This is a genomic window from Erysipelothrix aquatica, assembly GCF_009828825.1.
Classification (GTDB): domain Bacteria; phylum Bacillota_I; class Bacilli_A; order Erysipelotrichales; family Erysipelotrichaceae; genus Erysipelothrix; species Erysipelothrix aquatica_A.
Genome location: NZ_WTTA01000002.1, coordinates 13,112 through 34,671 on the forward strand (window position 1 = coordinate 13,112; position 21,560 = coordinate 34,671).

The 21,560-nt window shown below is 38.6% G+C and carries 27 protein-coding genes; 3 read left to right on the forward strand and 24 right to left on the reverse strand.

The genetic code is table 11. The features are described 5' to 3' along the window. The first annotated feature begins 12 nt into the window (after positions 1-12). From pcp to GVV22_RS03150, 3 genes are all read left to right on the forward strand, one after another. Positions 13-654, forward strand: a complete 642-nt coding sequence (pcp, locus tag GVV22_RS03140; RefSeq protein ID WP_159648726.1) for a pyroglutamyl-peptidase I — start codon at positions 13-15, stop codon at positions 652-654. After that, a complete protein-coding gene (locus tag GVV22_RS03145) occupies positions 654-1,067 on the forward strand; it encodes a gamma-glutamylcyclotransferase family protein (protein ID WP_159648727.1) in 414 nt (137 codons plus the stop codon). Before pcp ends, GVV22_RS03145 begins: the two co-directional genes overlap by 1 nt. 62 nt (positions 1,068-1,129) lie before the next feature. Beyond that, on the forward strand, positions 1,130-1,804 hold the full coding sequence (locus tag GVV22_RS03150) for a hypothetical protein (protein ID WP_159648728.1): 675 nt from the start codon (positions 1,130-1,132) through the stop codon (positions 1,802-1,804). A 35-nt stretch (positions 1,805-1,839) separates the two neighbouring features. Here GVV22_RS03150 and GVV22_RS03155 read toward each other — a convergent pair whose 3' ends face one another. From GVV22_RS03155 to GVV22_RS03270, 24 genes are all read right to left on the reverse strand, one after another. Then, complete coding sequence (locus GVV22_RS03155) at positions 1,840-2,079, reverse strand: metal-sensing transcriptional repressor (protein ID WP_159635488.1); 240 nt, start codon at positions 2,077-2,079, stop codon at positions 1,840-1,842. A gap of 5 nt (positions 2,080-2,084) precedes the next feature. Continuing rightward, the gene (locus tag GVV22_RS03160) at positions 2,085-3,740 is read right to left on the reverse strand and encodes an FAD-dependent oxidoreductase (RefSeq protein ID WP_159648729.1); all 1,656 of its coding nucleotides are present in this window, start codon (positions 3,738-3,740) and stop codon (positions 2,085-2,087) included. Between the two features lie 2 nt (positions 3,741-3,742). Then, on the reverse strand, positions 3,743-4,054 hold the full coding sequence (trxA, locus tag GVV22_RS03165; RefSeq protein WP_159648730.1) for a thioredoxin: 312 nt from the start codon (positions 4,052-4,054) through the stop codon (positions 3,743-3,745). 157 nt (positions 4,055-4,211) lie between these two features. Further along, complete coding sequence (locus GVV22_RS03170; protein WP_159648731.1) at positions 4,212-4,685, reverse strand: hypothetical protein; 474 nt, start codon at positions 4,683-4,685, stop codon at positions 4,212-4,214. A gap of 133 nt (positions 4,686-4,818) precedes the next feature. After that, entirely contained in the window at positions 4,819-5,490 is a 672-nt protein-coding gene (locus GVV22_RS03175) for a potassium channel family protein (RefSeq protein WP_159648732.1), read from the reverse strand. A gap of 9 nt (positions 5,491-5,499) precedes the next feature. Further along, positions 5,500-6,852 (reverse strand): TrkH family potassium uptake protein, encoded by a 1,353-nt coding sequence (locus tag GVV22_RS03180; RefSeq protein ID WP_236261916.1) that lies wholly within the window; start codon positions 6,850-6,852, stop codon positions 5,500-5,502. Further along, positions 6,849-7,241 carry an ATP synthase F1 subunit epsilon gene (gene atpC, locus GVV22_RS03185; RefSeq protein WP_159648733.1) on the reverse strand — a complete coding sequence of 131 codons (393 nt, stop codon included), beginning with the start codon at positions 7,239-7,241 and terminating at the stop codon, positions 6,849-6,851. The genes GVV22_RS03180 and atpC overlap by 4 nt, the downstream gene beginning before the upstream one ends. A 4-nt stretch (positions 7,242-7,245) precedes the next feature. Beyond that, entirely contained in the window at positions 7,246-8,634 is a 1,389-nt protein-coding gene (atpD, locus tag GVV22_RS03190; protein ID WP_159635506.1) for a F0F1 ATP synthase subunit beta, read from the reverse strand. Between the two features lie 2 nt (positions 8,635-8,636). Then, positions 8,637-9,413, reverse strand: a complete 777-nt coding sequence (locus GVV22_RS03195) for a FoF1 ATP synthase subunit gamma (RefSeq protein ID WP_159648734.1) — start codon at positions 9,411-9,413, stop codon at positions 8,637-8,639. Then, complete coding sequence (atpA, locus tag GVV22_RS03200) at positions 9,406-10,926, reverse strand: F0F1 ATP synthase subunit alpha (RefSeq protein ID WP_159648735.1); 1,521 nt, start codon at positions 10,924-10,926, stop codon at positions 9,406-9,408. Before atpA ends, GVV22_RS03195 begins: the two co-directional genes overlap by 8 nt. Further along, positions 10,923-11,453: an ATP synthase F1 subunit delta gene (gene atpH, locus GVV22_RS03205; RefSeq protein WP_159648736.1), complete on the reverse strand. Its 531-nt coding sequence runs from the start codon at positions 11,451-11,453 to the stop codon at positions 10,923-10,925. The genes atpA and atpH overlap by 4 nt, the downstream gene beginning before the upstream one ends. Continuing rightward, positions 11,437-11,949 (reverse strand): ATP synthase F0 subunit B, encoded by a 513-nt coding sequence (locus tag GVV22_RS03210; RefSeq protein WP_159635518.1) that lies wholly within the window; start codon positions 11,947-11,949, stop codon positions 11,437-11,439. Before GVV22_RS03210 ends, atpH begins: the two co-directional genes overlap by 17 nt. Positions 11,950-11,967: 18 nt before the next feature. Beyond that, positions 11,968-12,207 carry an ATP synthase F0 subunit C gene (atpE, locus tag GVV22_RS03215; protein ID WP_159635521.1) on the reverse strand — a complete coding sequence of 80 codons (240 nt, stop codon included), beginning with the start codon at positions 12,205-12,207 and terminating at the stop codon, positions 11,968-11,970. 19 nt (positions 12,208-12,226) lie between these two features. Next, entirely contained in the window at positions 12,227-12,901 is a 675-nt protein-coding gene (locus tag GVV22_RS03220; RefSeq protein WP_159635524.1) for a F0F1 ATP synthase subunit A, read from the reverse strand. Further along, complete coding sequence (locus GVV22_RS03225; RefSeq protein WP_159635527.1) at positions 12,888-13,238, reverse strand: hypothetical protein; 351 nt, start codon at positions 13,236-13,238, stop codon at positions 12,888-12,890. Before GVV22_RS03225 ends, GVV22_RS03220 begins: the two co-directional genes overlap by 14 nt. A gap of 305 nt (positions 13,239-13,543) precedes the next feature. Beyond that, a complete protein-coding gene (locus GVV22_RS03230; protein WP_159648737.1) occupies positions 13,544-14,467 on the reverse strand; it encodes an ABC transporter substrate-binding protein in 924 nt (307 codons plus the stop codon). A gap of 1 nt (position 14,468) precedes the next feature. Further along, a complete protein-coding gene (locus tag GVV22_RS03235; protein ID WP_159648738.1) occupies positions 14,469-15,215 on the reverse strand; it encodes a polysaccharide deacetylase family protein in 747 nt (248 codons plus the stop codon). Positions 15,216-15,302: 87 nt separating this feature from the next. Continuing rightward, entirely contained in the window at positions 15,303-15,851 is a 549-nt protein-coding gene (locus tag GVV22_RS03240; RefSeq protein ID WP_159648739.1) for a hypothetical protein, read from the reverse strand. Positions 15,852-15,862: 11 nt separating this feature from the next. Continuing rightward, a complete protein-coding gene (locus GVV22_RS03245) occupies positions 15,863-16,426 on the reverse strand; it encodes a hypothetical protein (RefSeq protein WP_159648740.1) in 564 nt (187 codons plus the stop codon). 138 nt (positions 16,427-16,564) lie between these two features. Continuing rightward, entirely contained in the window at positions 16,565-16,795 is a 231-nt protein-coding gene (locus GVV22_RS03250) for a hypothetical protein (protein WP_159648741.1), read from the reverse strand. Between the two features lie 50 nt (positions 16,796-16,845). Continuing rightward, positions 16,846-17,007, reverse strand: a complete 162-nt coding sequence (locus GVV22_RS03255) for a hypothetical protein (protein WP_159648742.1) — start codon at positions 17,005-17,007, stop codon at positions 16,846-16,848. Positions 17,008-17,058: 51 nt separating this feature from the next. Beyond that, a complete protein-coding gene (locus GVV22_RS03260) occupies positions 17,059-17,400 on the reverse strand; it encodes a hypothetical protein (protein WP_159648743.1) in 342 nt (113 codons plus the stop codon). A 221-nt stretch (positions 17,401-17,621) separates the two neighbouring features. Beyond that, positions 17,622-19,793, reverse strand: a complete 2,172-nt coding sequence (locus tag GVV22_RS03265; RefSeq protein ID WP_159648744.1) for a Tex family protein — start codon at positions 19,791-19,793, stop codon at positions 17,622-17,624. A 101-nt stretch (positions 19,794-19,894) separates the two neighbouring features. Continuing rightward, entirely contained in the window at positions 19,895-21,535 is a 1,641-nt protein-coding gene (locus tag GVV22_RS03270; protein ID WP_159648745.1) for a formate--tetrahydrofolate ligase, read from the reverse strand. Positions 21,536-21,560: the final 25 nt, after the last annotated feature.

Consider the following 21,560-nt stretch of genomic DNA (forward strand, 5'->3'; position numbering starts at 1 on the left):
GGAGGTAAACCAATGAAAGTACTTATTACTGGATTTGATCCATTTGGCGGAGAAGCCATGAACCCTGCATACGAAGCAGTTAAATTATTACCTGATACAATTGAAGGTGCCGAAGTTATTAAACTCGAAGTACCTACAGTTTTTGGGAAATCAATTGATGTTTTAGAAGCAGCAATTACAGAACACCAACCTGATTATGTCATTACGGTTGGACAAGCTGGTGGTCGCTTCGGCATTACACCAGAACGCGTTGCGATTAACGAAGACGACGCTCGTATTAAAGATAATGAAGGAAACCAACCTATTGACGAAGCAATTCGTGAAGATGGTGCTCCTGCATACTTTGCATCGTTGCCAATTAAAGCAATCGTTAACAACATTAAAAAAGCAGGATTACCTGCAAGTGTCTCAAATTCAGCGGGAACATTTGTATGTAACCACTTAATGTATGGACTTCTATATTTAATTCAGACAAAATTCCCAAATGTTCGTGGCGGATTTATTCATGTTCCATTCGCAACACAACAAGTTGTTGATAAACCAACAGCACCAGCTCTTTCAATCGAACAAATCTCAAAAGGATTGGAGATTGCAATTGCAACAACCGTTACAACTGCAGAAGACATTAAAGTCCAAGGTGGCGCAATTTCATAATGTCTGATGTCATGTTTGTTTATGGATCACTCATGAAGAACTTCCATAACTACGAAAAATATCTACGTGGTCATGTGTTGGACATTCAACCTGCTACAGTTCAAGGAAAACTTTACGATATGCCTTATAAAGGCTATCCAGCAATCTTAGATGGTGATGATACCGTTCATGGTGAAGTTATTCATGTCAAAGACTTAGCTGCAATTCTTCCAGCCATTGATAAGATGGAGGGCTATAATCGTCAAGCAGATGATGAGTATTCACGGATTCCTAAAACCATTACACTGGCAGATGGATCCACAACTATCCTAGATGTTTACGTCTATACAAGTAAGCATTTGGACACACAGTTTGAAAAAGAGGCAATCTACCTTCCAGAGGGAAGTTGGCGTGCATTTAAGGAATCATTATAAAGAGCTTCGGCTCTTTTTTTATGGTTCTCTGTGTTATAATTAGATTAGTATTGGAGGTCATTATGGAGACTACACCTGAACACATCGCTCAAAACTTTATCAAAACAATTATGAAACGCTTAGTCATATCACTTGTTGTGATTATTCTTGGTTTTTTATATTTAATCTATAATGTCGGACAACCTGGTTCTGTCTCAATTATTACCGTTATCTTTGCTTTTTTCTTAGCTGCAGCCACAATCGTTTTTAACTTACTCGCAGCCGAAATGGATCGGGAAAAACTATACCATGTCCTGTTTGAAGAAAAGGATGCTGACAGGGCACGTGAAGTCTTTCAGTATGTTATTGCTAATTTTCCAAGTGCTTTAAGACAATCATTTATTTCTACAGATTTCTATTATGCAACAGCTCTATCAATGTTTCTGACCGGTTCAAATAATCATGATATTCAGAATTATCTTGAAGGCGTCATGGGTGGAAGACTGCACGATAATGGACGTTTTAAGTTATTATATCTCGCACACTTGAGTGCATTAACGCATGACAAACAGTTTGTTGATGCAATTACACCACTTGGTAAAGTCAATGGTCTCAACAAGCAAATCATCGATTATGTCGATGCAGTAAATGCTTCTCTAAACCATGACGATAAAGCACTGCAAGATGCAGTATCTCTCATTGAAGAAATGAACGTTTACCCACTTATTACTGAATTTGCTCAAACACTCAAAGCATAAAAAAAAGACATCCAAGTGGATGTCTTTTTTACGTATTAAACTTTAGTAAGAAGATTGACTGCAGATTCAACTTTTGTCTGATCCGTAACATCAACATGTTCCATGAGATTTTGAATTGCGACTAAGCGCATCAAACGGTCAATACTGGAACGAACAGCTGTAAGCTGTGTTAGGACATCTTCACAAGGACGTCCTTCTTCCATCATCTTCGTAATACCCCTTAGTTGCCCTTCTGCGCGACTTAGGCGATTTAATAGGTTCTTATCACATTTCATCGTTATCACTCCTTAGAAACGGATTTTGGGTGCATCAGCGCTTGATACTTAAACGCTCCATCAAGATTCTTCGCTTTATACCCCGCTTGTTTTAAAACACGCATTGCTGAATAACTACGTTGACCACTATGGCATGCAACGATAACCTCAACATCTTCAGGAATTTCATGCAAGCGGCAGCGAAGATAGTTTAACGGAATATTATGAAACCCGTCAAGTGCCCCATCTTCTTTCACTTCCATAGCATCTCGAACATCTAGAAGGTATGCTCCTTGATTACGATACTGATCGACTTCATCCCATTGAATGGCTTCCGAGTAACCTTCCACAATGTTTAGGGCTGCATAACCAGCAATGTTTACAACATCTTTCGCTGTACCAAATGGTGGTGCATAAGTTAATTCTAATTCCGGAAGATCTTCAACAGTCATACCACCTTTAATCGCAGTAGCAATAACATCAATACGTTTATCAACCCCATCTTCACCCACAGCTTGTGCACCATAAATTGCACCAGTTTGTGGATTAAAGATTAATTTAAGGTTAATCGCAGTTGCATTGGGGAAGTATCCTGCATGGTTTTTTCCTGTAATATGAACCGATTCATATGGATACCCTAACGCTTGGAGTTGGCGTTCATTGAGACCCGTACTTCCAGCACCAATCGAGAAAGCACGAAGAATCGAAGTACCTAACGAACCGCGATGTTTACGCGGAAGCCCCGACATCGCATCCGCTGATTGTCGCCCTTGACGATTTGCAGGTGACGCAAGTGAAATAAGCGTCTCTTTTTGAGTAATCAAATGTTTGACTAATACTGCATCACCCACAGCATAGATATCCTGAACATTCGTCCGGAAGAACTCATCAATCCGAATTCCTCCCTTAAAACCAGTTTCAATACCAGCCTTTTGAGCAATCTCCGTATCTGGCATAACACCAATTGACAAAATCGTTAAATCGGATTCAATGTCAGTACCATCAGATAAAATAATCGTTTTGCCATTATTCTTGAATTCCTGAGCACCTTTACCGACAAGTACTTGAATTCCATTGGCTTCGAGTTCTTCGCGCACAAATTGAGCCATCTCAGTATCTAAGGGCGCAAGTATTTGCGGCGCCATTTCGACAATTGTGACATCCAATCCACGATGTTTCAATACTTCAGCCATCTCTAGACCAATAAATCCGGCACCAATTACGACTGCTTTTTGAGGCGCATTGTGATCAATGTGACGCACAATTTTATCCATATCAGGCAGATTGCGAAGTGAAAAAATATTGTTAGACTTGTCCAAACCTGGAATTGGTGGAACAATCGGTTTCGCTCCAGGTGATAGAAGTAATTTATCATAACTTAGTTCAAATGTTTCTTCATCATTCATAACCGTTACTGTTTTAGTTTCTGGATGTATTGCGACAACTTCATGATTGGGACGAATATCTAGCTGAAATCGTGCTTTCAGTGTTTCTGGTGACACGACGATGAGATCATCACGACTCTCGATTTCACCACCAATATGATAAGGTAGTCCACAGTTTGCAAATGAAACATAGGGTCCTTTATCTAAAACAATAATTTCTGCATTTTCGTTAAGTCTTCGAAAACGGGTTGCGAAGGACATTCCTCCGGCAACACCTCCAACTACAACAACTCTCATTGCTAGATCTTACTTTCCAGGTACTCTTGCAATGCTTTTTTAGGTTGGAATCCTTGAATTTGTTCGACAGGTTTTCCATTTTCAAAAAGAATCATTGTTGGAATCGACATGATACCAAACTCTTGTGCTATTTCCGGGTTTTCATCAATATTAACTTTCGCTACTTTGATTTTACCTTCGAATTCTGTTGAAAGTTCATCAATTACAGGACCTAACATACGACATGGTCCGCACCATTCTGCCCAAAAATCAATAAATGTCAGTCCTTCTGCAATTTGTGTTTCAAAATCTTTGTTTGTAATGTGTATTGTCATACCATGACCTCCTGTATCTATTTCCATTATACCCCTATAGGTATATGTTGCAAGATATTTGCTTATAAAAAAACCTGATCGTTACCAGGTTTTACATTGTCGTTATGCATCGTCACATACTTATGAGGGTTTATTTTAGCTTCACGAATTTTTTGATTTAAACACTTTCAAGTATAGCGCGTAATTTTTGCACATCATAGGTCGTATACAGACGTAACCGAATTACTGTTGATAACTTCTTATCTTTTCCTTTAACGTATAAACGTGTTCCAAGGTCTGCAGCGCTCACAGTCAACCAAACATGGGCAATTGTAGCATGTGCAATATCATAGTGCCTGTAAATCGTGTTTATACGTATCTGGTCGTGATCGCATTGAATGGATGCTCTTCGAGCATATACGACCCCATATCCCCACTGTAAAAGATACACAATCGTGACGGGAACAATAATCCATTGGAATAGCTTCTCACTTACTAGAAAATGTACGACATAAGACCAGCCAATTTTCATTCCACCCATTATAAAAAAACTAAATCCGAGAATCACAAGTCCATGGAATGCGATACTAAGAATTCCGAATGGTATCAGACAACTTTTGACAACGCTCGGTCGAAATGTTTTTTGTTCCATCATCACCACTCCTTTATTTTAAACTTACGTGTTTTTATTTTATGAAATCCTGTAACATTCGTCCAGTTTAGAAACCTTTACAGATATAAAAAAGTAATGATAGTTATCCTATCATTACTTAAATTATTATTTGTTAGTTATTATCTTCCATATCATTGAAGCGATCTAAGTCTTTTTCTTCAACAAGTACGAAAAGAAGGTCACCATCTCGAATAATATAGTCTGGTGATACATTAATAATAAACTCGTTGTTCACACAGCATTTGAGAGCAACGATGTTAAAGCCATACTCTTGACGTAAATTTAGTGTTTGAATTGATTTATTCTCCCATTCTTTAAGTGGGTGAACTTCGACTAAGTTGTATCGATCATCAATTCGCAAGGCATCAATTACAGAGTGACGTGCAAGTTCATTCCCTAGTCGTTTACCCATTTCAACTTCCGGTAATAAGACACGGTCTGCACCAACTTTTTTGAGAACATCGTGATAATCTCTATTTTTGGTTTTACAGATAACTTGGGCAACACCAATTTTTTTAAGATTTAAAACACATAGAATAGCTTCTTCCAATCGTTCACCAGAGGCAACGACTGCAATATCAGCTTGACCAATATCTGCAGCTTCTAGATGTTCTAGTTTTGTAAAATCACCCTGAATCGTATGTTCAACATGCATCGCGACTTCATCGACCCGTTCCATTTTTTTATCCATTGCAATAACTTCCACATCATGACGTGCAAGTGTTTTTGCAACAGAGGCTCCAAACAATCCTAGTCCTAGGACTGCTACTGTTTTATTTGTCATAGTTTTCTCCTAACCCACTAATATATTTGCTTCTGGGTATTTTAAAGTTGGTTCTTTCATATCCGAATGATTTCCGAATGATAAGAAGAATGTTAACAACCCAATACGGCCTGCGAACATTACAATAATTAATACGATTTTTCCAATACTGGTTAAGTTTGGTGTTAATCCCATGGTGAGTCCAACAGTTCCAAAGCATGAGAAGACTTCCATCAGGATATATTCAATACCAAACTCTGGTGGAATGGTTTCAGTGATGAATAGAATGAGTGATGCAGTGACGACAATCGCAATCCCAATAAATAGAATCATCAACGCTTTAATTACGCGATCCATCGGAACAGCTCTAGATTGAAAACGCGGTTGGGTATCACTGAATACACCACGCATAAAGAGGAATAATGTTGCGAATGTTGTAACTTTGGCTCCACCACCTGTAGAACCGGATGAAGCACCGATAAACATCAGAATGATGGTTAAGAATATTCCCATTGGAGAAATAAACGCATAGTTAACATTGGCATACCCTGCTGTACGAGGCGTAATCGCCATAAAGAGTGTATTGACAAGTTGATCCCAAAGTGGCAATCCAGCAAATGTCCCATGTCTTGATTCACTGACCCAGAAAAGAACAAAGCTGATAATTAGAATACCAACTGTCGTAATTAACGTAATTTTTGTATGAATAAGTAAACGTTTTTTTCGCTTAAACGTCAACAAATCACGCCATACGATAAATCCAAGACCCCCAAAGAATATGAGACCTCCGATTGTTAGTAGTACTAGAGGTGTTTGTGTAAACCCTTCGAGACTGTTTCCAAACAAATCAAATCCAGCATTATTGAATGCGGAAATGGAGTGGAACATTGAGAAGTAGATTCCTTTTAGAAATCCAAATTTAGGAATAAAATCGATTGCTAATACCGCTGCCCCAAGTGCCTGTACTGACAATGAGAATTTAACGATATAGCGGATTAATTTTTGTGCGTCGGCAGCATTTTCAGCACCAACAGATTCTTGGAGTAAATGGCGTTGTCGTAATGTCATTTTCTTACCCATAAACAGGAAGAAATACACAATAACAGACATGAATCCAAGCCCACCAATTTCAATTAGGGAAATGATGACTGTGCTTCCAAAATAGTTCCAATGTGCTGCTGTATTTACGGTAGTTTGACCAGTAACACAAACCGCGGATGTTGCGACAAAGAGCGCATCCAGAAAATTGGTCCACGTCCCATCACGAGATGCGATAGGTAAAGAAAGCAAACAAGCACCAACAAAAATTGTTGATGCGAAGCCCATTGCGATATATTGAGGAATAGTGCGTTTCTTCAAGAATGATTTAATTGAACGTATCATTTTCTAAGTTTTAACCTCGTTAACGATCGTTTTAGCGCGAGTTCAGCACGCTTCATATCGTATAGTTGTTGATTGTTACTTTCTATGCGTTCCTCAGCACGTGCTTTTGCTTTGGCTGCACGTTCAAAATCAATATCTGATTCTGATTCAACTGAAGATACTAATAGTGTAGCAACGTTGTTTTCAAATGTAAAGAGTCCCCCTGAAACCACAAATTTTTCGATTTCAGAGTTTGTCTTTGTATACATAACACCAATATCAATTGGCATTACTGTTGCCATATGGTTGGCGAGCATGGTTCGCTGGCCATCCGTGGTTGGCAAAGTTACGGAATCTATTTCTAATGTTCTATAGAGCCCATTGGGTGTAAGCAGTTTAAAGGTAAACATGACGTTACATCATCCCTTCTGCTTTCTTGTACACTTCTTCAATTGTCGAGACAAAGAGGAAGGCTTGCTCTGGTAAATGATCGACTTCACCGTCAAGAATTACTTTAAAACTTCGAACAGTGTCAGCAATGGATACATAGGATCCCGATATTCCTGAGAACGTTTCTGCAACAAAGAATGGTTGTGACAAGAAGTTACGAATTTTACGTGCACGGTTTACAATTTGCTTATCAGATTCGCTCAGTTCGTCCATTCCAAGAATCGCAATAATATCTTGGAGTTCTTTGTATCGTTGAAGTATTTTTTGAACTTCTGTTGCAACATAGACATGTTCTTCACCAACAACATCTTCAGACAACAGATTACTACTTGACTCTAATGGGTCAACTGCTGGGTAAATTCCAAGCGCCGCAATGTTTCGATCCAATACTGTTTTCGCATCCAAGTGCGTAAATGTAATCGCTGCAGCAGGGTCAGTTAGATCATCCGCTGGAACGTAAATCGCTTGAATGGATGTAATTGATCCATCTGTCGTAGATGTAATGCGTTCTTGAAGTTGTCCCATTTCTGTAGCAAGTGTTGGTTGGTATCCAACAGCCGAAGGCATACGCCCTAACAATGCGGATACTTCAGATCCAGCTTGCGTGAATCGGAAAATGTTATCGATGAATAAAAGAACATCTTGCTTATTGTTGTCACGGAAGTTTTCCGCCATAGTTAGCCCTGATAATGCAACACGCATCCGGGCCCCTGGGGATTCGTTCATTTGTCCATAGACAAGAACTGTATTATCAAGAACATTTGCATCTTTCATTTCGTGATACAAATCATTTCCTTCACGTGTTCGCTCTCCAACACCGGCAACTACTGAAAGTCCACTATGCTCAATCGCAATATTGTGAATAAGTTCTTGCATTAATACGGTTTTACCAACACCAGCCCCTCCAAAGAGACCAATTTTTCCACCTTGTGGATAAGGACAAAGTAAATCAATGACTTTAATCCCGGTTTCTAATACTGTATTGGTTGTTTTTTGATCTTTAAATAACGGTGCGGAACGATGGATTTCATGGAATTCCACGCCTTCACTGTCAAATGGTTTTTCATCAATTGGTTCACCCAAGACATTAAACATACGTCCAAGAATAGCTTGGCCGACAGGAACTTTAATAGCTGCTCCTGTATCAACGACTTCAAGATTACGAGATAATCCATCAGTAGTTCCCATTGCAATACAACGGGCTAAATCATTACCAATATGTTGTGATACTTCAAGTGTTACTTTGAGTTCACCATGTTCAACTACAAGCGCATTGTAGAGTTTCGGCATATGTTCACTATCAAAACGAACATCAACAACTGGTCCTACTATTTGTACAATTCTACCTTTCATCGTTAACCCTCCATTCCTGAAACAATTTCAGATATCTCTTGTGTAATCGCCTCTTGACGAATACGGTTATATTTTCGACCTAAGTCTTCAATCATGTCTTCTGCACTGTCTGTCGCTTTTTCCATCGCAATACGACGTGTTGTATGCTCGCTTACTTTTGATGTCAAATATGTGTGACGCAACAAGGCTATTAATGCTTGTTGGATCATGATTGTTGCAACATCTTCAAAATTTGGTTCGTAAATTACTTGATCACGGGCTCCCGATACCACTGTAGGCAATGTATGGAGTTCAAATTCAAGATTCAGTGCATTCGCATAATCAGGAACAATCGTAACAATTTGGTGTGTTGCAAGATACGGTTTTAATAGTTTTACAGCATCAAGTAACTCAAAATGTTCACTCGATTGCATTGGGTTAACGATTGTAACTGACTTATTTTTTAGTGATTCATAACTTTGTGTCCCAATAACAACAGCACTGTCTTCAGGTTTATATACAGAAAGCAGCTTTCGCATATTACCTTGAATATAAGCTGAGCACAATCCTAAATCAGGCATCACGACAAAATACAACTTCGGTTTATTGTCAGTCGCCACTTCAAAATCTATAAACTGTGTTGTCGCATGACTCACAGCATCGTAATAGGCTTCAAAGTGTCCTTTTCGATCACGATACCGTTGAAGTTTGCTCAACGAAACAAGCTTCATTGCTTTCGTGATTTTTTGTGTCGATTTGATGGACCGGATTCTTTTTTTTATAGCTTGTGTATTAGGCATTATTTCTTATCTTAAAGCGCTCTAATTCTTCGTTGATTACTGTTTTGAGCGTCTCGATTAGGGCATCGTCAAGTGTAAAGTTCGCTTTTATTTGATCTAAAAGATCTTGATGTGATGAAACAAAGCGTTCGTGTAAGAACTTTTCGAATGGTAAAACTTCTTTTACACTTAGCATGTCGAGGAACCCGTATTTATTTAAGAACATACTTACAATCATCAATTCGTGAGGCGTCTTTGAAAGTGCTCCTTGTTTGAGCAATTCAGTAAGACGGTTCCCATGGTCAATAATTTTTTGGGTTGCTGGATCAATGTCAGTACTAAACTGAGCAAATGATAGCAGCTCATGATATGTCGCTAATTCAAGTTTCAATGATGAGGCAACTTGTTTCATCGCTTTTGTTTGTGCCGCTGATCCAACTCGTGAAACTGACATTCCACTATCGACAGCTGGTCTAAAACCACTATTGAATGAATCCGAGTTCAGGAATAATTGGCCATCTGTAATTGAAATAACGTTCGTTGGTATATATGCGGATATATCACCAGCTTGTGTTTCAATGATAGGTAACGCAGTCATTGATCCACCACCGTAGTTTTCGTTTAGTTTTGCACTTCGCTCAAGCAAACGTGAGTGAAGGTAGAAAACATCTCCAGGATAGGCTTCACGACCTGCAGGACGACGTAATAGTAATGAGATGGTTCGATATGCTACCGCATGTTTTGATAAGTCATCATAAATAATTAGTACATCTTTACCATTATCCATCCAATGTTCACCAATAGCTGCCCCCGTATACGGTGCAAGATACTGTAGTGGTGCGAGCTCACTGGCTGTACTTGATACGACAACGGTATAATCCATTGCCCCGTGTTCCTTGAGTTTCTCAACAACCATTGCAACGGTTGATGCTTTTTGACCGATAGCAACATAAATACAGTTAACATCTTGCCCTTTTTGGTTGATAATTGCATTCAATGCAATACTTGTTTTACCTGTTTGACGATCGCCAATAATTAATTCACGTTGCCCTTTACCAATTGGAATCATAGAGTCAATGACTTTAAGTCCCGTATGTAAAGGTTGGTGTACTGACTGACGCGTCATAACACCTGGAGCAACGCGTTCAACAGGACGGTGTCCTTCATAGTTGATTTCTCCAAGACCATCAATAGGATGTCCTAATGCGTCAACGACACGTCCCAAAAGACCATCACCAACACCAACCTCGATGATATGTTGGGTTCGATAGACGACGTCGCCTTCTTTAACTAATGAGTCATCACCAAGTAGAACAACTCCGACTTGGTTCTCTTCAAGGTTCAGTGCGAGTCCATAAACCTCATCACTAAAACGTAGCATTTCCCCCGAGAGGACTTGGTCTAAACCACGAACAAACGCAATACCGTCACCTACTTTAAATACGCGACCAATATCCTCGCTCTTCGTGTCAAATTCAATTCCAGCAATTTGTTCTTTTAACATTTCGAGAATGTTTGCTGAGTGATTGCTCATTGTTGTAATCCTCCTTGGTTAATAATACGATCCAGTTTACTTTTTACTGAAGTATCATAGATGTCACTACGAACATGCACAATCATGCCTTGAAGCAAGCTTGCATCAATTTCATAGTGCATTTCTAAATCACCTTTATATTTTTCTTTTAAAGTTTGTTGTAATGATATTTTTTCTTGATCACTCAATGCTATCGCGCTAACTACATCCACACGACTTAAGTATTCATGAATTTCTAATAAATCACGAAATGCTGCCATTACGCGTTCATAACTCTTCATCATGTTTGCTTGATAAAGAAGTTGTAAGAAGTTGACAACTTGCTTTGAAAAGGTCGATCGCAACGTGTTCCACAATGGATCAAGAATTGTTTCGTCCTGATATGTTCGGGTAAAAATACATTTGATCTCTTCATCTTCAAGTATCAGCGATACGGCTTGTAACTCCGCATAGACATCCATAACTACGTTTTGTTCCAGAGATACTTCAAATAGAGCCTGAGCGTATTGCTTAGTGCTTATGATCATAAGCTTCCATTTCCTTCTCTAGGTCTTGGAGCATTGAAGAGTGATCTAATTCACGCTCCGACAATACTTTGCGGTTTACCGCAACGGCTGTATCCAACATGTATGTAGATACCTCCCGGTAAAGTGCAGCTTTTTCATTTTTTAAGGCTTCTGCCATTTTGATTTTCTCATTTTCAATTTCTTCTTGAGCAGAATCAATAATTGCTTGTTTTTTGTTTTCAGCATCGCGCAACATATCCGCTTCTACGATTTTTAGTTTATCCATTGATTCAGAATATGCTTCTTGTGCTTGAGCACTCATTGTTTTTGCTTCCAATCGGTACGCTTCTGCTTCTTTCATTTCTTCAGCCATACGTTCAGCACGTGCGTCCAAATATTTTTGTACCGGCTCGTGAAGGTACTTGCGATACATAATGTAGATTACAAAAGTGGCCGCAAGTTGTGCAGCCATCGTCCAAGGATCTGGCATTAGCTTTGCAGCAATATCTAAATTCATAATACCCTCCTTTGATTATTAGAATACAAAAATTAATAAGAATGCGATAAGCATACCGTAAATCGCAGCTGTTTCAGCAATACCCGCTCCAAGAATTAACATTGAACGAATTTTACTTTCTGCTTCTGGGTTTTTACCTACGGCTTCTACAGCTTTAGCAGCTGCATAACCTTGTCCTACTGTTGAGAAAATACCTGTCATAACTGCTAGTGCGGCAGCGATTGCTACCAATCCTTTTCCAATACTTACTGCTTCCATTAATAATATCCTCCTTAGTTTAGTCTTGATATTCAACAGCGATTAAGATCGATGTTAATGATATAAATATGAACGCCTGCAAAAATGCAGAGAACATATCGAAATATAAATGTAATACTGGAGCAACAATCACTCCGAAGAAGTTAAATCCACCGATACCGGGGATAAAACTGCTAATCCAACCCGTAAACGTATAGAGCAATGTCATAATAACCGTTCCTGAGAGTACATTTCCGAATAAACGGAGTGACAAACTGATCAGTGGTGCTACCGTTCCGAAAAAGTTCGGAATGACAAAGGGGAAAAACGGTTCAAAGAATCCTTTGACGTATCCCTTTACGCCATTTGCATCTATTTTTGCATGTTGGATTAAAAGAAATGTAATAATTGCAAGTACAAGTGTTACTGAATAGTTACTTGTAGGTGCAGCTAATCCTGTTAGTCCGAACATGTTTGCAACTAGAATGTAAATAAATACACTTCCAATATACGCTGCCATTCGTCGCCCGTGTTTTTCACCCATGTTTTGAATTGTGAAATCAGAAATCGTCTTGACATAAAGTATTGCTTTTAAGACGCCTCCGCGAGGCTTTTCAGTAAGCGGCAAATTCTTAAGCCGCTTGCCTCCGACATAAAACGCGATGGAGAGACCAATTGTAATGATCAAAATCGAATAAACTTCAACTTGCAACATTTGCCTTCTCCTTTGTAAAAATTCCTGTCATAAAAAGCAGCAAACGATCTAGCAAGTATGTTGCCGCTATCGCATAAGGATTAATCCATGCTGGGAACATAAATGCCAAGAGCAAGGGTAACCATAAAATCACAAATACAAAGATGATATATCCGACGTACTTTTTGACAGTAAACTGTTGTTCATCGAGGATGATGTTATAGAACAAATTTCTGAAATGTTCGAGTGTCAGTAAACTAGTCCAACCAATCAACCAACCTACGCCCAATCTCCAATCGATTATCGATAGAATGATTGCTCCAACAACGCAAATTGCAATTTTTATTTTCCGTGTCATCGTTGCCTCCTTTTCATGTTTGCATTGCTTCTTCTTTTCACTTGTTTTAGTTCGAGCATGCTAGGTAAATCGTACCATAAACATGCGTCTCAATCAAACAAGCTTCCCTACTATATTACGCTATTTAAGCCGAATATCAATAACTTACCAAAATTTAATTTTGTGATAACCAAAAATTGTCCCCCACATTATTCACTATATAAATAGGAAGAGGAAAAACTAGAAAAACAGACCAATATATTTTGATGAATCATCCGTCATTAGGCCAAATACTACTAACAATCAAAAAAAAGAATAGGGCTGGCCTATTCTTCGATAAAACTAAAATTAACGGTATTTTTGATGGTCGGTAACTGTTCTACTAATCCCTTATTGAGAGACCATGTCGCAATCGATTCGAGTTGATCATTTGAAACTGGTTTTGCTTTCTCAAATGGGGTCGTTTTTTGATCAATATAGGCTCCCATTTGAGGTGGGAATGCATATTGCGTCAAGACGTCTGCATACGCATCTGATTGATTCTTGTTAAGGTACTCAACGCCTTGATTATACGCACGGTAGAAGCGAGCAATAATTTCTGGATCTTTCTCAATACGATCCTTTTTCGTTAGCAAACTTCCGCCCTTGATACCATACTCACTCGAGCTTCCGAGTAAATATGCACCTTGAGCGACTAGCATACCTGCTTGTGGTTCTGTAAACACTACTGCTTCAAATTGGTCTTGAAGTAGTCCCTCAAAACGCCCTGGAAAAGATGCCATCGCCAAAACTTGATAATCAAACGCATCTTTTGCAGCAATCTCATCCATTACATACTCTAATAACAGACCTGGAATCAGCGCAACACGTTGATCTTGTAGGTCTTTCATCGTTGTGATCCCGGAATTAGGTGATGCAATAATTTTAAAATCTTCGTTAATATCTGAGGTTATAATATATGGAAATCCTTGTTCCTGAAACGCAAATGCTGTCATTGCATCTGCAATCATTATGTCAATAGCACCACTTTGTGCTGCTGCATTTCGTTCTTGAGGATTGGCAAATGGGACAATTTCCACATTTATCCCCTCACTCTTAAAGAATCCTTCCTCATGCGCAATAATGATTGGCAATGCGGATTCAGCTGCAAGGGTACCTACTTTTAAAGGCGTTTCTAAATCTGGTTTGGGTGTGCTTGAACATCCAGCAAGGACGAATAAACAGAGTAACAGTGTTATTATTTTTTTCATTTTATCTCTTTTCTAACAGTTCAATAAATGCCGAAAGTGGCATTTTATAAGGAATGATATTACGTTTAAGCTCGAACCGTGGGGTACTTAAGGTGTTGATACCTGGCTTCGTTGTGAATGCGAATTCAATATTAGCATCTTTCAAAGACGCAAATACTGAGGAATCATAAAATCCAAATGGATATGCAAATATTTTAGGTGCATCGACATATACTGCACACTTTAGAATATCATCTACCACGGCTTGCTTGGGTTCTGTCTGAATTGAACCTTGAAGATGTATGCGTTGATGCATCCAATGGGTGTGATTTGCTGTTGTGAGACAATCTGACATAGCATCGAGATCGGCCCAAGACATTGTTTGAGCAAAAGTCGCATCCCACGCCTTGCTCTTTTCATGCATCCAATCACTAACTACAAACATAGTAGCTGGGATTTGGTTTTCTTTAAGCAGCGGATAAGCAAGTTTTTTCATGGACTGATAAGCGTCATCAAATGTCAATAATATAGCTTTAGACGGCAACATCTTTCTATCTTTATAAAAAGCTTCAACATCCTCTAGAGTTATGAAATTAAAGTCATTATCGATACAGTACTGCATTTGTGCTTTAAAGTCTTGAATGTCCGTGTACAACGCGACGGGTAAACTATCCTGGTAGCCGTTCGCAACTTCAACGGGGATAGACTGTATTTCCGTATTTATTGGGGTATCTCGAAATTCGTGATAGCAAAGGGTAATAAATTCCATGTGGTACCTCTTTCTTAGGTTATTTTAGACAGTTTTAGGTCGAAATACAATATTGTGAAATCAACTGCCTTTTAAACAAAAAAGAGGTTAGGCCTCTTTTTTTGAATGATAGACTTCTAGAATCAATGCTAGAATAAAACCTATTCTGAATACAAACTCCAATACTGAGACAAGCACCAGAATAATTGTGAATCCTTCAAGGAAAGTTCCGATGGAACCTACTAAAATCATCACCGTAAACGAAATGGCAAGAAATTGATAGAATCGCTTATAGAAATCATTATACGCATTCTCTGACGCGTAAACCATTAGAAGGACATCCGCCATCCGAATTAGAACATACGTAATCAACAAGAAATTGGATAAGATTGCGATCATTGTGAACATATCAGTTGTCATCATAGGAACAAATGTTCCGCTCAAAAAGACAATCGCAAAACTAAGCATTAAGGATGCTAGACTCCAAATTAAATACCTATTTTTAGTAATTGTGAATAATTTGAATGTAGCGAATATTTGTGTTCCTAATCCAATGACCATGACAATAGGATACTCTTTAAATATTGTCGCCAGCATCGAAATAATCAGTCCACTAATTAAAATAATGGTTTGTGTGATCTGTTCCTTAGTTCTCATACCTTCTCCTTTTATGCATAAAATTTTATATTCTTGCGGTATTGTATCATCTCATAAAACAGTATCACTGCATAGACAAAATAACTCGCGAACTCTAACACTGAAATCATTACGATTAAAACTGTTGGAATGAGAAAACTATAGCCCAAAATATCGATAACTACAATCCCTAGAGCCAACAACGATAAACCTCGGTATACCGGCACAAGCGAAGCCTTTTGAGTTATCCTTGAAGATTGATACATTAAAATTACATCAGATAACGCGAGACTAACGTATGCCCCTTCTAATACCATAGCCTGGATTTCCATGAACTGAATCATAGCATATCCAGCACCTTCAAGTCGATTTCCAAGAATAAGTACCGTTACAAAACTAACAATTTGTAACCCGAGGCCGACTAAAAGCATTTTGGATTTCCAATTCAAATAGCTAACGAATGTGCCTATAAGCTTAATTGTCAATCCAACAATCATTAATGCTTCATGTCTTCGCAAAAGAATCGAAATCAGAAAAAAGGTGTATGCTATAATGAGCAATCCTTGAACCAGTAAGAAATGTTTATGCTTCGTCATCGTTCGCCCCCTTATTGACATGATTTTGAAAATCTAAAACTTTGACTCATTCATAAATGTCTTTGGATTCGAAAATGAGTTCAACAAGCATTAATATTATGAATCCTAAATATCCCGTAAATTAGAATACGGAAACAATCACCTCGAGAAGGATAGGATCGGTGTTAAAAAAACGACAGTTCCAACTCTAACAAATAGCACCATAGTCATTGAGAGTACATAATATGGTTTAACCAAAAATATACTTGCGGTTGATTTCGCCACAAACAGCATAATAAGTGCATCTTTGATGTCTATCAACACGTATGAGATTTGTAGCGTAATCGCTTGATACCGAACAATCGTAAATAGGTCGAGTTGCCGATTCATTAATAGCGAACCACTTATGAAAACGATCAAAAAGCTAAGGAACTGTGCTGCTACGTCCATCCAAATACAAGTGACTTCGTTTTCTTAAATCCATATATCGTTATCATAATGCGAAGCAAGATTGCAAATGTCATAAGTATTTCATTTCGCTGAAAAATTAATGATGCAGCTGAAAGAATATAACTACTTGCTAGAATTTTTATAAATTCCATGTCTCTATTTTTTTATTGATCAGTCATTTTTAGAGCTTTTAGCTCTGTCCTTTATTTAGTAACCTTCTGTTGATTATAGTGTTCTTTAAAATCATAAATCAAGGCCCCTACATAACCGCCAAAAGTTGTAAACTCCATAACCGACATAAGAACTCCGAAAAACATCGGTATGGGATAAAGAAAAGCGACAATTCCAATTATCTCGAATACGACAATCAGCAACGATAATATGCGATAAATATTCACAAATATGAAGTTTTGAGTGAAACGCGATGAGTTGTAAATAATGAGAGCATCAGCTGCACCCATGAGAATGTAGCCAGCTTGTAGCGAATACGATTGTAAAATCACTGTTTCGTATAAATCGATTAATTGAACTTCAAGGAGTACCACACTTCCAAATACAACAACGAAATTAGAACTTGAAACAAAAATGTAACCACCAATAACTTGTCTTTGATACTTCTCATTAGGAAAACTGTTACTATTAGCCTAATTCCAAGAGCTAAGATCATGATGAGACTATTTCTATCCATGATTAATGAGACAAGCATCAAGCTGTAGCTAACGATAAGTAAGATAAATATTTTGTTTTTAGCGGTACTTTCCATGTACTAATTTTCGCCCGTATTGATCATCGAAAGCTGAATTCGCTGTTTCTTTAGGTCAACTTCCAATACCCAGACTTGAACAATATCGCCAACTGAAACAACATCAGTAGGGTGTTTTACAAATTGTTTACTTAATTTAGAAATATGAACCAGGCCATCTTGTTTAACTCCAATATCAACAAAGGCACCGAAATCCACGACATTTCGAACAGTTCCTTGAAGTTCCATACCCGGTTTTAAATCTTCCATACTCAAGACATCCTTACGTAATAATGGCCCTGCCATTGATTCACGCATGTCACGTCCTGGTTGTTTTAATGCTGCAAAAATATCTTCTAAGGTAACCTTCCCAATATCGTATAACGAAGCGAGCTCATTAATTGACATGCCTTCAATTTTGGCTTTAGTTGCTTCTGTTCCCAATTCCTCAGGTTTAATATTTGAGTGCTTTAAGATTTTTTCAGTAGTAGCATATGCTTCAGGGTGAATTGCAGTGTTATCTAGGATGTACTCTCCGTTTGGAATTCGTAAGAAACCAATTGCTTGTTCATATGATTTAGGACCCAGACGTGGTACATCTTTAATCGCCTTACGATTCTTAAAAACGCCATGTTCTTCACGATAATTTACAATATTTTGTGCTGTTGTTTTTGTTAGCCCAGCAACGTATTCCAAGAGCTGTGGTGATGCTGTATTTACATCAACCCCAACCTGGTTAACTGCTGTTTCAACGACAAAATCAAGTGCAGTCGTTAACTCTTTTTGGGAAACATCATGTTGGTATTGGCCGACACCAACTGATTTCGGATCAATTTTCACGAGTTCTGCCAGTGGATCTTGAAGGCGACGTCCAATACTTACAGCCGAACGTTGTTCAACTTGTAAATCTGGGAATTCTTTACGTGCAACATCAGAAGCAGAATACACAGACGCTCCTGCCTCATTCACAATAACGAAGGCTGTTTTACCACCAAGTTCACTTAAGGCTTTAGCAACGAAAGCTTCCGATTCACGAGACGCTGTACCGTTACCAATTGCAACAGTATCTACATCAAATTTTGTAATAAGATTTTTGAAAATTGTCGCAGCTTGAGCACGCTTATGCTCAGGGGCCGGTTCATGTGGATAAATAACATCAATAGAACCGACTTTACCCGTTGCGTCAACGATTGCTAATTTACAACCCGTACGATACGCTGGGTCAAATCCCATAACCGTTTGGCCTTTCAAAGGTGCTTGAAGCAGTAAATTTCGAAGATTTTCACCGAAAATATGAATTGCTTGTTTGTCTGCTTTTTCAGTCATCATATTTCGAATTTCACGTTCAATGGCTGGCTTAATGAACCGTTTGTAACTATCTGTGTAACCATTTTGGACATATTCAACAGTTGCAGAGTTACTCTTGTTTCCAATTATGCGACGACGGAAATACTCAAGAATACGAGCTTCATCAATCTCAATATCAACTTTTAAAACACCTTCTGTTTCTGCTCTGTTTAGTGCTAAAATTCGATGCGATGCAATTTTATCCACAGGCTGTGAAAACTCGTAATACATTTCATAGACTTCACGCTCATCTTTCTTTGCATCTTTAACTTTACTTACGACAACCCCATGTTTTGAGGTCATATCACGAATCCATTCGCGGTAAGTTGGCTCATCCGAAACAACCTCCGCAATAATTTCGTGAACACCCGCTAAAACATCCTCACGGGTATTGAGTTCAAACGCTTCGTTTAGGTATGAGTCCAGCTCTTCCAGATTGAACGCATCTGGTAATGCCATAAACTCGATTGCTAATGGCTCTAAGCCGCGCTCACGAGCGATTGTCGCTTTGGTGCGGCGTTTTTGTTTATACGGACGGTATAAATCCTCGACTTTTTGAAGAACCGACGCATTTTGAATGTCTGCAAGTAACGTTTCCGTCAATTTCCCTTGCTCATCAATGAGACGAATAACTTCTTCTTTTCGTTTCTCAAGATTTGTAAGATACTCGAAACGGTCTGCAATTTCACGGATTTGTACCTCATCAAGACTTCCCGTAACTTCCTTACGATAACGTGCAATAAACGGAACAGTATTGCCATCTGCCATTAAATCCAAAACAGCATCAATTTGGTGTGCTTTGAATTGGTTTAATTCATTTTTTAGTAATTCATTGACATTAGTTTCCATATCTTTTCTGACCTCATTTACTACAGATAGTTTATCACAATTTATGAGCCTATGTTGGATGCGATTTCATTTGAATAAAAAAGAAAAGACGCATATGCGTCTTATGTTAATCCAATGACTGTACCATCATAGTCCATGTTTACCGCATTTGGTGTTTTTGGTAATCCAGGCATTGTCATAATTGCTCCCAATAATACTACTAAAAATCCAGCACCCTTGGCTAAACGCACATCACGAACATTGACGACAAAATCACGTGGGGCATTCAGTGCTTTAGGGTCATCACTAAAGGAATATTGTGTTTTAGCGATACACACCGGTAATCCTTGTGGATAGGTTTCCATAATTTTATCAATTTTCGCTTTGGCTACATCGGAATATTCTACCCGATCCGCACGGTATATTTCCGAAGTAACAGTTTCGATTGCTTTATAAACATCGACGGATGCCTCATAAAGGTAATTGAAACGGTTGTTTTTTTCGCACAAGGCAACAACGTGATCAGCAAGTTCGAGCGCACCCGAACCCCCTTGGCTATAAACATCAGTTAGAATGATTGAAACATTGAGCGTCCACGCTAATGTTTGCAGGTACTCAATTTCTGCTTTCGTATCGCTTGGGAATCGGTTAATAGCGATTACGATGTTGTCACTATACTTCCGCATGTTCTCAAGATGTTGCTTAAGGTTAGCACTTCCAAGTGCCAATGCTTCAAGGTTTTCTTCATTCAAGGCATGAACCGAAACGCCTCCGTTATACTTCAATGCACGTATTGTCGCTACCAAAACTGTTGCATCAGGCTTAAATTCTCCAATGCGACATTTAATGTCGTAAAATTTTTCCGCACCCAAATCAGCCCCAAATCCCGCTTCAGTTACAACGTAATCACCAAGTTTCATTGCCATCTCAGTCGCAATAATTGAGTTGCAACCATGGGCAATATTAGCAAATGGTCCGCCATGGATAATTGCAGGTGTATTTTCGAGCGTTTGCACAAGGTTAGGACGCATCGCATCTTTTAGTAAGAGCAACATCGCTCCTACTGCTTCGAGGTCTTTAGCCAGTATTTCGCGGCCTTCGATATCATAAGCAACGATAATATTTGACAGACGTTTTCGTAAATCATCCATATTTTTTGCTAAGCAGAAAATCGCCATAATTTCCGACGCCGCTGTAATGTCAAAAAATGTTTGATGTGGTGTTTTTTTGTTTTCAATTTGGAGACGTCGTAGGGCACGATCATTCGTATCTAATGCCCGTCCCCAAACAATATTATTAAGATCGATTTTGAGTTCATTACCATGATAAATATGATTATCAATCATAGCTGCTAGTAAGTTATGCGCAGCCGTAATTGCATGAAAGTCACCATTAAAATGGAGGTTAATATCATCCATCGGAATGACCTGTGAATATCCACCACCTGTCGCGCCACCCTTCATACCAAACACTGGCCCCAAAGAGGGTTCTCGAAGTGCTGTCACCGTCTTATAACCGCGTTGGTTCATCGCCATCGATAATCCAATATTAACCGTTGTTTTCCCTTCACCCGCAGGTGTTGGATTAATAGCTGTCACCAGTATTAGTTTTGCTTTTCGTGGGCGGTCTAACAGTGATAAATCAAGTTTTGCTTTGTAGTTCCCATATACTTCATACTCGGTTTCTTTAAGACCAAGTTGGTCCGCAACGACACTAATTTTTTCATATTTTGCTTCTTGTGAAATTAATGCATCATTTTTCATACTATCACCCTTTCAATTATACCTA